Origin of the sequence: Psychrobacillus antarcticus (genome assembly GCF_029533155.1) — a bacterium.
GTDB classification, from domain to species: domain Bacteria; phylum Bacillota; class Bacilli; order Bacillales_A; family Planococcaceae; genus Psychrobacillus; species Psychrobacillus antarcticus.
The window spans coordinates 1-12,375 of the sequence record NZ_JAIZDB010000002.1 but is presented as its reverse complement, the minus strand read 5'-3'; the positions used below and the strand labels follow the sequence as shown (position 1 = coordinate 12,375).

General features: G+C 35.8%; 12 protein-coding genes. 2 read left to right on the top strand and 10 right to left on the bottom strand.

The annotated features are described in order from the left end of the window. Positions 1–23: 23 nt before the first annotated feature. Both rpoZ and gmk read right to left on the bottom strand, forming a co-directional pair. Positions 24–248 carry a DNA-directed RNA polymerase subunit omega gene (gene rpoZ, locus LDK52_RS01120; protein ID WP_277584114.1) on the bottom strand — a complete coding sequence of 75 codons (225 nt, stop codon included), beginning with the start codon at positions 246–248 and terminating at the stop codon, positions 24–26. Next, positions 249–869 (bottom strand): guanylate kinase, encoded by a 621-nt coding sequence (gene gmk / locus LDK52_RS01115; RefSeq protein ID WP_277584295.1) that lies wholly within the window; start codon positions 867–869, stop codon positions 249–251. A 166-nt stretch (positions 870–1,035) separates the two neighbouring features. Between gmk and LDK52_RS01110 the strand changes: the two genes are divergently transcribed. After that, entirely contained in the window at positions 1,036–2,721 is a 1,686-nt protein-coding gene (locus tag LDK52_RS01110; RefSeq protein ID WP_277584113.1) for an Rqc2 family fibronectin-binding protein, read from the top strand. 53 nt (positions 2,722–2,774) lie between these two features. Here the strand turns inward: LDK52_RS01110 and LDK52_RS01105 are convergent, their stop codons facing one another. After that, positions 2,775–3,131: a hypothetical protein gene (locus LDK52_RS01105; RefSeq protein ID WP_277584112.1), complete on the bottom strand. Its 357-nt coding sequence runs from the start codon at positions 3,129–3,131 to the stop codon at positions 2,775–2,777. Positions 3,132–3,533: 402 nt separating this feature from the next. Between LDK52_RS01105 and LDK52_RS01100 the strand changes: the two genes are divergently transcribed. Then, entirely contained in the window at positions 3,534–4,367 is an 834-nt protein-coding gene (locus LDK52_RS01100; RefSeq protein ID WP_277584111.1) for a hypothetical protein, read from the top strand. Positions 4,368–4,645: 278 nt separating this feature from the next. On the opposite strand, the gene LDK52_RS01095 is transcribed toward LDK52_RS01100, so the two are convergent. The 7 genes from LDK52_RS01095 to LDK52_RS01065 all read right to left on the bottom strand — a co-directional run. Next, positions 4,646–5,215, bottom strand: coding sequence for a DUF6434 domain-containing protein (locus LDK52_RS01095; protein WP_277584110.1), 570 nt, complete (start codon positions 5,213–5,215; stop codon positions 4,646–4,648). Positions 5,216–5,482: 267 nt separating this feature from the next. Continuing rightward, a complete protein-coding gene (gene hprK / locus LDK52_RS01090; protein ID WP_277584109.1) occupies positions 5,483–6,409 on the bottom strand; it encodes an HPr(Ser) kinase/phosphatase in 927 nt (308 codons plus the stop codon). Between the two features lie 487 nt (positions 6,410–6,896). Continuing rightward, positions 6,897–8,252 (bottom strand): MmgE/PrpD family protein, encoded by a 1,356-nt coding sequence (locus LDK52_RS01085; RefSeq protein WP_277584108.1) that lies wholly within the window; start codon positions 8,250–8,252, stop codon positions 6,897–6,899. 10 nt (positions 8,253–8,262) lie between these two features. Then, entirely contained in the window at positions 8,263–9,390 is a 1,128-nt protein-coding gene (locus LDK52_RS01080) for a zinc-dependent alcohol dehydrogenase family protein (protein WP_277584107.1), read from the bottom strand. Positions 9,391–9,403: 13 nt separating this feature from the next. Then, positions 9,404–10,840, bottom strand: coding sequence for an aldehyde dehydrogenase family protein (locus tag LDK52_RS01075; protein WP_277584106.1), 1,437 nt, complete (start codon positions 10,838–10,840; stop codon positions 9,404–9,406). Between the two features lie 22 nt (positions 10,841–10,862). Further along, positions 10,863–11,699 carry an AhlS family quorum-quenching N-acyl homoserine lactonase gene (gene ahlS / locus LDK52_RS01070; RefSeq protein WP_277584105.1) on the bottom strand — a complete coding sequence of 279 codons (837 nt, stop codon included), beginning with the start codon at positions 11,697–11,699 and terminating at the stop codon, positions 10,863–10,865. 48 nt (positions 11,700–11,747) lie between these two features. Continuing rightward, positions 11,748–12,375 (bottom strand): CoA transferase (locus LDK52_RS01065; RefSeq protein WP_277584104.1); only part of this gene is annotated, 628 nt, incomplete at its 5' end.

The following is a 12,375-nucleotide window of genomic DNA, read 5'->3' as shown; positions in this document are numbered from 1 at the left end:
GAGGTCATTGCTAACCAAAATATTTAAACTTCGTCTTCATAAACTACAGAATCACTTGATGATAGTATAGTTAATTCACCAGCTGCAACTTCCTCTAACGCTCTTCCTACTTTTTTGTAGGACACATATGAAGTTAGACGTTCTCCGCCTTCTTCTTGTAACTGTCGAGCTCGCTTAGATGCGACCGTCACTAAAGAATATTTTGAGTCAATTTTAGTTTTTAATGAATCTACAGATGGATATAACATTTAAAATTCTCCTTCCAGCATAGCTGAATATCTTTTTTCTACACGTTCACGTCGACAATGTTCGGCTACTACTATTGCATTAATCTTTGCGCATGCTTTAGCTACTTCATCGTTTTCTACTACATAGTCATATAAATGCATCATTTCAAGCTCTTGTCGTGCAGCTTTAATTCTCGAACTAATGACGTCTTCCGTTTCCGTCCCTCTACCAATAAGCCTTTGTTGAAGTTCAGATAGACTTGGAGGCGCAAGGAAAATAAATAAAGCTTCCGGAGCTTTTTCACGGACAAGCGCTGCTCCTTGGACTTCAATTTCTAAAAACACATCTCGTCCAGAATCTAACGTAGCATTTACATAATCGATAGGTGTGCCATAGTAATTTCCTACATAGGATGCATACTCTAACAATTTACCTTCTTCAATCAACTGTTCAAACTCTTCTTTTTGTTTAAAGAAATAATCTACTCCATCCACTTCACCTTCACGGGGGCTTCTAGTAGTCATGGATATAGAATACTCATAATTTGTACCTGGTTCTGAAAATAATTCTTTTCTTACTGTCCCTTTACCTACTCCTGACGGACCTGATAAAACGATCAATATACCTTTTTCTCTTCGCATAACGTCTCCTTCAAATACAGTCATACAACGTCGACTTCTTCCATTACATACTTAACTGATTATAACACAAGTAGGTCTTAAAATGATAAGATATATAAGAAAAGTGCAAGCGCTTAGTAGGCAATAGTCACTAATTACAAAATAATGTTTTGAAAGAGGATTACTTATGGCTTTTGACGGTTTATTTACTATATCAATGACAACTGAATTACAGCAACTTGTTACGGGACGTATTTCTAAAATACACCAACCAAATGCACAGGAAATATTACTGCATATAAGAGCTCAAGGTAAAAATTATAAATTATTGTTCTCCGTTCACTCATCCTATTCTCGTGTACAAATTACCAATGAAATCATTGACAACCCAGCGCAACCACCGCTTTTTTGCATGGTATTACGAAAGCATTTAGAAGGTGGAATTATTACTGGTATTCACCAACACGAAAGCGATCGAATAATTATTTTCCAAATACAAAGCAAAAATGAAATCGGGGATGATATTACTCGTGAAGTTCATATGGAGATTATGGGACGTCACAGTAATTTACTTTTAATAGACCCAACTCGCAATCTAATTTTGGAAAGTATTAAGCATCTATCTCCTTCTATGAATAGTTACCGTACTATTTTACCTGGTCAACCATATATTGCGCCACCTTCTCAAAATAAGCTGAATCCACTTGAGATTTCAGAAGCATTAATAGGAGTACTTCAATTAGCCGTTGACTCTAAAGAAATTATGGATCAAATTTCCGGCTTTTCTCCATTGCATGCAAAGGAATTAATGTATAGATTCCAAAATGCTACTGACAGAGTGGAGATTTATAAAGAATTTATGGAAGAAATTCAGGTAGGAGGCTCTACAAAACAAATTGTAGAAGTAAATGGGAAGTCCTTTTATTCACCAAATGCATTAACCCATTTAGATGGCGAGAAATTTAATGAAGAAAATTTAGGTAATTTACTAGATCGTGTCTACTTTGCAAAGGCTGAACGTGACCGTGTGAAGCAGCAGGCTGGTGATTTAGAAAAATGGCTCCAAAACGAATTAAGCAAATTGAAGTTAAAAATGAAAAAACTCCAAAAAGATTTTGAACAAGCGGAAAACCTAGAAACGTATCTGCTATTCGGTGAACTATTAATGGCAAATGCACACGCAATTGAAAAAGGATTGAAAGAAGTAGAACTTGTAAATTATTATGATGAAAATGAAAAAACAGTTGTGATTCCATTAGATGTTCGGAAAACAGCTTCACAAAATTCACAAAGGTATTATAGCCGTTATACAAAAGCAAAAACAGCATTACTAAAAATTGAACAGCAATTTGAAATCACCAAAGATGATATAGCTTACTTCGAATTGTTACTTCAACAAGTAATGCAAGCTTCTCCAACCGATATTGAAGAAATTCGGGAAGAATTAATGGAGCAAGGATTACTGAAAATGCGTGCTTCTAAAAAGAAGAAAAAACCGGTCAAACCGACACCAGAAAAATATATAGCATCTGATGGAACCGAGATTTCGGTCGGCAAAAACAATAAACAGAATGATTTTGTCACATTTAAATTAGCTCGTAAAACAGATACATGGCTCCATACAAAGGATATCCCAGGATCACATGTAGTTATACATGTGGATAATCCATCAGAAACAGCATTATTAGAGGCAGCGAATCTTGCAGCTTACTTCAGCAAGGCACGTGAATCTGCTTCGGTTCCTGTGGATTATACGGTCGTCAAACAGGTAAAAAAACCAAATGGCGCAAAACCAGGTTTTGTTATTTATTTTGAGCAGACTACAATATTTGTAACACCCGATGAAGAAAAGATAAGACAAATGAAAAAGTAATATCTCCAATAAAACTAGCCCATCTGAGTACTTACTCAAAGATGGGCTAGTTTTTATTTGAATGCTTTATTTACATTAACTAATTTTATTGCTTTTCGAATTACCATGTAACCTTTTCCAAATACCTTTGTATTTTCTACAATTTCAATGATAACAGCTTCTAAAAGGGCAACACTACAAACGATAAAAAATGTTGTAAATGCAATCATATCGAAAATTCTATCGAAGGAATTAGGGTTGTAAGAATTAAATTGGAGTTTGATATACAAAAAAAACACACCTACTCCAAAAGAAAATACCGGAATATATTTCATGAAGCTATTAGATACCTTTTTCCCTAAATAATAAGTAATACCAGCAATTAGAAACATTAAAGTCAAACAAACAAGTATAGCCATGTTAAAGCTCATTTGAACACCACTTTCCTATTATTTTATTAGACTTCAATTAGTCATTACATTACTATATTCGTGAAATTAGATTGCTAACACTTCAAGAACAATACTAGTTTAACCAAGCCTAGAAAAGTTTAGTCTATATTTGTATGATTCGAGTATCATCCATTTTTGCAATGTGATTTTCTTGTGAATATTAATGTTATTTTACGGAAAGAGACTATGCACATGAGAGGACCAAAATTGGCACGCATAATAAAAGAATCTTTGGGGATTATAAACCTGAAATGGATGTCCATGAGGATATTTTCATGTGGCTTTTCTTTGAGTTGCGATTGGAATTTTTCCCATTGACTTTCATTCACTCTTTGTAGTATTCCCAAAGCAAGAACAATATTAATATGGAGGTTCTCACAGATGGCACATAACCAACAAAATTTAAGTCCTGGCACTGCTTACGTTCGCTTCATGCTAGGCTCAGTAATGACCGCTTATGGCACCATACAACTTATACGCGAACCGAAAAGCAGAAGCGGTAGGATGCTTGTCTTGTATGGTTCCATGAAAGTAGCGGAAGGCGCAACAAAGTTTTGCCCAAGGAAAGCGATGAGTACAGTTATGGAAAAAATGATGAGTGAAACAACTACTCAAGGTGCACAACCTAATTCCGGAACAACGATGAATAGTGGAATGCAATCAAATGCCTCAAATAGCAACGCTGGACAAAAGAATGGAAACATGATGCAAATGGTTGGAAATATTGCACAAAAACCAACTAGCTGGAATTCGGCTCAAAGTATGGGAGGTAATCAAAACAGCAGCGGGGCTGGACAAAATACTATGGGTACCAATGCTCAAAAAATTGGCGTCATTGCTCAAACAGTCGCACCACAAGTCAGTCAAATAGTAAAGGACGTTGCTAGTTTGGCTAGTACACAAAGTGCAGCTGGGACGAATAATACCTCGAAACAAGCCACTACACCGGGCGGATCAACCAACAAAAATTCTGTAACAAATGGAAATGCTAACAAGAAAGATGTTTCTGCAAATAGTGAACATATGAAATCCGCCTCAAATACAAATAGTAACAACAAGCAAGCTACTTCTGCAAAAGGGGACAACATGACAAAATCAAATACAAAACCTCTTCAATACGGCGCAACTAATAATTCTAATCTAGACTCATCGGTAATAGATGCAATTTCGAAACCTGGTCAAAAAAACCCATCTACACCAAATATTCTACATTAACAACAAGTAGAAACGTGCTGCATACCATTCGATTAATTTTCGATTAGTTCGCAGCATGTTTTTATTTCTTCGAACATCACTAAGAATTTTTTCACTTTTGTTCACTTAGAATATTCTTTTTTAAACTTTTCCATTGGCTGTTTCCGCGTAGATTGTTGCTTTTTTGATCACAATATTAAAAGGTTCATAAAATGGGGTTTAGGGTGCGTTCATTGCTTATTTCTGCTTTTCGAAAGCCAAATCACTTTGCAGTAGAAATGTTAAAATGTTCTTAATGGTTAATTATTAGGTTTATATTTGTTGCTTCCAGGAAGTTTTTTGATTTTATTCCAGGCTTCTATTGCTTCTTCACGACTTTTCCCTTGATTTTTCGGGTCAGCAAAAAAGTCACGAATAAATTGGTTGTATTCAAATTGAGGTGCAATGTTTTTCTTGTAAGAGGGGTCTTTCTGTCGTTCTTCTTCCTCATACCAAGCATCTACAACATCACGATACGTTTTTCCTACGTTATTTTTAAAGTAGTTTTGTATATACGTAGAAAAATTAAATTTTGGGATAACTGTCTTGAAAAAGGCTCTCGCATCTTGACTACAACGATGGTTTTCTGTAACGACTGTATCAAGTCTTAAATCTATTTGTGATTCTACCTTCTTGTTTAATCTTGATTTTCTAATAGGTTTTTTTATCTCTCCTGTCCGAAGAAATGAGTCAATCCCATCTGAAATTTCTATTTTTGAGCCAGAAGCACTTATCCCATTTTCCCTGCAAAATGCTTGTAATTCCTCTTTCAACCAATAGAAATCTTTAAAACTTTGAATGCTAATATCTTTTGATAGATTAGGCCTCAACAACAACACCTCCATAATATTCTATATATATCCATTATAGAACAATTGTTCTCTTCAATCAAAGTAAGCATCTACAAAAACAACAATGTTTACGAAAACAGCCTTTCCATTTAATCCCCACTCGTTTATTTGTAAGAGCTTTAGAAAATCACAATTAAAAAACATTTTCCAAGTTTATGTTTTTTAGTTGAAAATAATCGAAATGAATTTTCACAAAAAAAAAACCCTCCATACATATAAATACGGCGAGTACTCTTGTATTATTAATTATTGTGGTTCTTCCTCTATTTCTTCCTCTATTCTTTTCACAAATTCTTCCGCTGCACTATATCCCTGTTGTTTTAAATACCAGTTATTTGCAGCTGCTTCAATTAGACCGGCCACATCTCGACCAGGCTGTAATTGGATTTGAATATGTGGAATTTTCACCCCCATATAATCCTTAAACTTAGTTTCTAATTCTAGTTCATTATTCAATGCGTTACTGTCCCATTTAGTCAATTCAATATCTAATGCAATACGTGTTTCCTCTTGAAATGCAGTACGACCATAAAGACGAACTACATTTAAAAGTCCTATACTCCGTAAAGCCAAAAATTCTTTATTCTTTTCATTATGAGATCCTAGAAGTGTTTGGGGACTTAGCTTTTTTAATACAACTATATCATCTGCTATGAGTCGATGACCGCGTCCTATTAATGTATGAGCTGTTTCACTTTTACCAACACCAGATTTCCCACGCAACAAGATTCCCATACCGGAGACATTTACACAAACACCATGTATAGAAATCTCTGGAGCCATCGCTTTTACGACAAATGCATCTAGTTTAGCACCTATTTCGCTTGTAGAATCTTTTGTACGTAAAACAGGAATTCCGTTTTCTAAGCAGTATTGAACTAAACCATTGGGCTCATTTTGATTGGAGGTAATAATGATACAAGGTGGATTGTATGAAATTATATGGCCAATACGTAATTTACACTCTTCCTCATTCAATGTATATAAATAATTTATCTCATTTTTCCCTAAAATTTGAATATATTCAGGAGTAATAAAATTAAACATTCCCATGAACTCTAATCCAGGTCTACGCACTTTGCTATACTTCAATTCTCTGTACAACTGATTCTCACCTGTTAATAGTTCAAATGAAAATCTTTTTACTATATCTTTAACAGTTATTATTTCCATGTGTTTTTCTCTCACCTTCTAAAAATAAAGCATTCTTCCGATTGTTCTTTTACTGGTAATTATTTTTATTATAGTACCATATTTTATCAATCATTAGTTTAATTTCGAATACATTTCACAGATTTCGTTCAATAACACCAATAAAAGGCGCTCACCCTGATTATAGGGAGCGCATTTATCATAGATGTTATTTCAATAATCCATGCTTTATGTCATTCTACCATTGAGAAAGTATTAGAATATTCTCTTCTGTAACCATTTCGGCTTCTTTTAGTGAATATGTAAAAATACTAACTACACCGATTACCTCTAATCCTTCTTTTTGAACATTCCTAATTTAATTTTAGAAAAGTTCCAAGTGCCATCATTAGAGTTAAGAGTACCAGACAAAAATTCAGATACATTCGCAACACTTGTGGATAATCCTCAAAATTAAATGAAATTCTATTTTTAATATAAGGTTAAGAAACTATTACAATGTGTTAGTTTAAGCATATTGTCCGTGTACAGAATCTATTAAAGCTGAAATTTGATATTCTTCGAGATGTAGTAATATCTCTATTATTTTCTCTCGATCCACTTTTTTATAAGAGTCTGCAAGCTCATTAAATTTAGCAATTAGCACTTCTTCAGAAACAGGGTTTTCTGGGTCTCCTACAGGAAATAGACTCTGTAATCGATCCACCTCACCATTTTTCCAATGTACTGATATTTTAGCTCCCCACTCCAATGGGTATTTCGAATGAATTTCTTCATCACGATCCACATTTATTCGAGCCATTAAAGTTCTAATTGAAGAATCCTGTAAAGTACTTTCGGTATATGCTGTATACCCACCAGTTTCCTTAAGAAGTGCCAGTGCCGCACAAAACTGCAAGCTAAACTTTGCTGCGTAAAGAGTTTGAGGATTAGTATTATCCGTTATATTCAGTGCAACCTGATAAGTGCCAATTTCAATCTTCAATATATCATCTACATTTTTGGTAGCTAGTGTTTGATGATATGCGCAAAGTAAATCCATAACAGAATGCGTATGACGACAAGAAGCGTGTATTTTAAATGAGTTTTCCATGATCTTATATGTGCTTCCCAAACCATCAGTCATTTTATCTACATCATATTCCTCACTCATTGCTTCAAAAAATCCGCGGCGGCCCTCCAATATCTTTTGAGCTCCGGTAAATCCTTTTTGAGCGAGTAAACAACTTAATACTCCATTCATTGCTGCCTTTCCTGGATGAAGTTGTTTACTCATCGCCCCATCCTCTATAAACTCCCAAAGACCTGCCGCTTGAGTACCCGCACTACCAATTGCTTCGACAATCTGCTTTTCTGATAGATCTAACAACTTTGCTACTGCTGCCGTAGCTCCGAATGTTCCACAAGTAGCAGTATTATGAAAATAATAATAATGGGATGGTGATACCGTTTCCCCTACCCGAAATGCAATTTCATATCCTACAACGACGGCAGTAATTAAATCTTTGCCAGTTAATTTTTTCCATTCTGCGATTGCTAAAGCAGCTGGTAAAATGACTGTTGCCGCATGGACAATAGAAGCTTTATGAATATCATCAAGCTCTATCACGTGACTAGCTCCTCCATTAACAAATGCTGCATTCGTGACACTTGTTTGAAAGCCTGTAATAGTAGATGCCTGAACATCCCCTCCTAGTTCTCGAATAACAGCACTCATCATTTCAACAGGAGGAGCATCTTTCCCTTTTATTAAGGAGGAATAATAGTCTACAATACACAGTTTTGTAAAGTGAACAACCTCTTCAGGTAATTGCTCAAAAGTGATATTACGTATATATAGAGCAATTTCCTCACTTAAGTTCATCTAAAACACCTCAGTCCATTTTAATAATTATTCGTGAGGCATCACCCGTAGCCAGCAGGTCAAATCCTTCATTAATTTCTTCCAATGTAATAATGTTCGAAAGTAGTCGATCGACTGGTAGTCTTCCCTGTTGCATTAAGTTTATATAGTTAGGTATATCTCTTTTTGGAACGGAACTGCCAACATAAGATCCTTTTAAAGTGCGCTCTTCTGCAGTTAAAGTAACATATGGAAATGCAAATTTATGTTCCGGATGTGGCAACCCGGTGGTAGTTGTTACACCACCACGTTTTGTAACTCCATAAGCTACCTCCATTGCTGGGACAACTCCTGCTGTTTCAAAAGCGAAATTTACTCCGCCGTTCGTATATGCTCTAACTTGTTCAATAACATCCGGATCTTTCGAGTTAAATGTAGCAGTTGCACCAAGCTCTTTAGCCTGTTTGAGCTTATTATCATTAATATCGATTGCAATGACTTCATTGGCCCCTGCGGCTAATGCACCGAGTAATGCACTTAAGCCAATCCCACCTAGTCCAACAACCGCAACGGTGCTTCCCAAAGTAACTTTAGTAGTGTTTACAACTGCTCCTACACCTGTTATAACTGCACAACCAAATAAAGCCATTTTTTCAAATGATAAATCTGCTTCAACTTTTATCAGTGAGTTTTGTGAAACTACAGCATATTCAGAGAATGCAGAAACTCCTACATGGTGACCGATATTTTCGTCGCCTTTATGAATTCTCTTCCCACCACCCAGAAGCGTTCCTGCCCCATTCGATGCCGCACCTGGTTCGCATAATGCCGGACGTCCCTCTGCACAAGGTATACATTGTCCACAACTAGGAACAAATACACATATTACCTTATCACCCTTCTTATAGTTTGTTACACCTTCACCTGTCTCTACTACGATTCCGGCTGCTTCATGACCAAGTGCCATTGGTAGAGGTCTTGGTCTACTACCATTTATCACGGATAAATCAGAATGACATAAGCTAGCTGCTTTTATTTGGATCAATACTTCTCCAACCTCAGGTGGATCTAGTTCCACTTGTTCAATTTTAATAGGCTTACTAGAGGCATAAGGTCTTTCAACACCTGAAGCACGTAAAATGGCAGATTTCACTTTCATATGATAAGCTCCTTTATGGTAAGATTTTCATACCTATAAATTTCAGATCAGTCATTTCTTCCACTGAATATTGAATTCCTTCTTTGCCAATACCACTTTCTTTCACTCCACCATAAGGAATATGATCATATCGTTTAACTGATACTTCATTTATCCATACCCCACCTGTTTCTAATGCTTCAGCCATACGCATTGCTAGATTAATATTGTTGGTGAAAACGCCAGCCTGTAGCCCATAACGGGAATCGTTGGCATACCTAATAACCTCTTCTTCCGTTTCGAAAGGCATGATTGCAATAATTGGAGCAAAAACTTCCGCACAAACGACTTTCATATCAAAACTCACATTTTCTAATATCGTGGGCTCTAAGAATGCATTATCTCTTGTGCCACCCGTTCGAATAATTGCTCCTAACTGTACTGCTTCCTGTATCCAACTTTCAGCTTTTATAGCTGCCTCTTCTGTAATCATTGGTCCTAATTGGGTTGTTACTTCTATTGGATCGCCTAATTTCAGGCTAGATACTTCGACAGATAGTTTCGAAACAAATTCATCATAAACAGATGTATGCACAAAAATACGTTGTGCCGATACACATGCTTGCCCTGCAAATGTATATCCACCCATCAATATAGAAGAAACTGCATTATCAATATCTGCATCTCCAAAAACAATATTTGGGGCATTTGAACCTAATTCAAGTGTCACTTTTTTTCCTTTAGCCATGTCGTTAATTTTCCACCCTACTACACCACTTCCAGTGAAAGTAACTTTTTTGACAAAGGGATGTGTTACAAGTGATTCTACTAACTTCTGACCAGAACCCTGAATAATATTAAGTGCACCGGTCGGTAGTCCTGCTTCATGTAATAATTTATATAAAGCAACTGCAGTAAATGGTGTCTTTTCCGCTGGTTTTAATACAATTGTATTTCCTGCTGCTATAGCAGGTGCAATTTTATGAAGTGCCATATTCAATGGAAAGTTAAAGGGAGTTATTGCAGCGACTACCCCAAGTGGAACACGCATAGAGAAGCCAAATTGATGTTCTCCTCCTACTGCATTATCCAACGCAATTTGTTGCCCGTTTAGATTTTTAGCCCCTTCAGCAGCAAAATGTAATACTTGGATTGCTCTGCCCACTTCCCCACGTGCTTCAACAATTGGTTTACCTGCCTCTAGGGTTAAGAGCTGAGCAAATTCTTCTACTCTCTTTTCTAATAGACTTGCTGCATTCCTTAATATTTGACTTCTTTTATATGCAGGCATTTTTTTCATTGTATGCTGAAATACATCATGAGCATTTTCAACTGCTTGCAAAACTTCTTCTTCATTCGCACAATATATATGACCAATCTTTTTTAAATTAAATGGATTAAAAACGTCTATTATATCTCTATCGCCATCTATTACTTCTGTTTCGCCTATGAATGATCCATTTTCCAACATACTAACACCTACCTTAAAATTTTTATTCGTAGTATCCTTCAGTAGATTTTATGAATGTTTTAAATTGCTTTGCATCATGTCCAAACCAAATGGTCGAATTATTTTCCTCTGCAAAACCTCTAATTCGTTCAACCGTCGAATTATATCCAACAGAGTCATATAAAATTCCAGGCGGTTTTACAGGAGGTCCTAAGCTTTCTGCAGTATACAAGGCATCAGAGGCTAATAATAAGTTACCTGTTCCAGGTAATTCAATGTGCAACCCAAGCATTCCATAGGCATGACCTGGACCAAAATTCACAATTTTAACACCCTCTACTAACTGTACTTCTTTCTCATGAGGCTTAATCGTTCTCCAAGTTAGTTCATTTTTAATCCACGCCATGACATCGCCCCAAATATAAGCACCCATATTTCGAGTCATCGCAAACGTTTTCATAACATTTTGTAATTCAGAGTCATGAACAATAATTTCAGCATTTGTAAATAGTTCTAGACAACCTGCATGATCCAAATGCAAATGAGAAGCTACAACATATTTAATATCTTCTGGGCGCACTTTTAACTGTTCCAATCTATTAATTAAATAACATTCTTCACTTTGAAATGCTGGGAATAATTGCTGAATACCTTCTGGCCAACGACCATCATCACCCATGCCTTCTGGGTTACACCCTGTATCAAACAAAATTTTACCTTCAGGGTGGTCAATTAATACAGCATAAACGGGAAACTCAACAAATTCCGATTTTGGATTTGGATTTTCTACACTAGCAGGGTTATGCATTGAAATCATATAGTTTTTATCCATTTTCATCGTACCTGTATCAAGAACATATACTTTTTTCGAATTACACATAATTTATTCCTCCTGTATTTATAATTTTAACTGCATTATGAATAAGCCTTACTCTTTAGGTAAATATTGCGTTTTTCTAAGTGGTGAAAGTATTTCTTCTGTGTGCTCTCCAAGCAAAGGAGAACTAGTTCGAATTGGAAAAGAGCTTTTGTTGAAGGTTATTGGTATTCGGGTAAAAAATGTCTTTCCATTAGTTGGATGCTTTTTACTTATCACCATATTATTAGACATCGTTTGTGGATGTTTAATGACATCTTGCATAGATTGAACTTTTGAAGCTGGTATTCCGGCTTTATTGAATACTGTAATCCACTCATCCGCTGTATAGTGCAGGAGTATCATTTGGATTTCCCTATTTAATTCATCACGGTTTTGCACACGACTTTCGTTTGAGATAAATCTTACGTCTCTAATCCAATCAGACTTATCCAGTACATTACATAGTTTTTGAAATAACCTATCATTTGAAATACCTATCATAATAGGGGCCTCTTTAGTATGAAAAGCTCCATAAGGTGCAAAAGATCCATGACTAGAGCCAAATTTTTTAGGATTTTCATTTGTTTGAATAGTAGATAACAAATGATAATTTGACCAAAAAACTCCCGTTTCAAACAAAGAAGTATCTACTTTCACCCCTTCACCTATTTTTGTCCTTTGTAAAATGGCTGATACG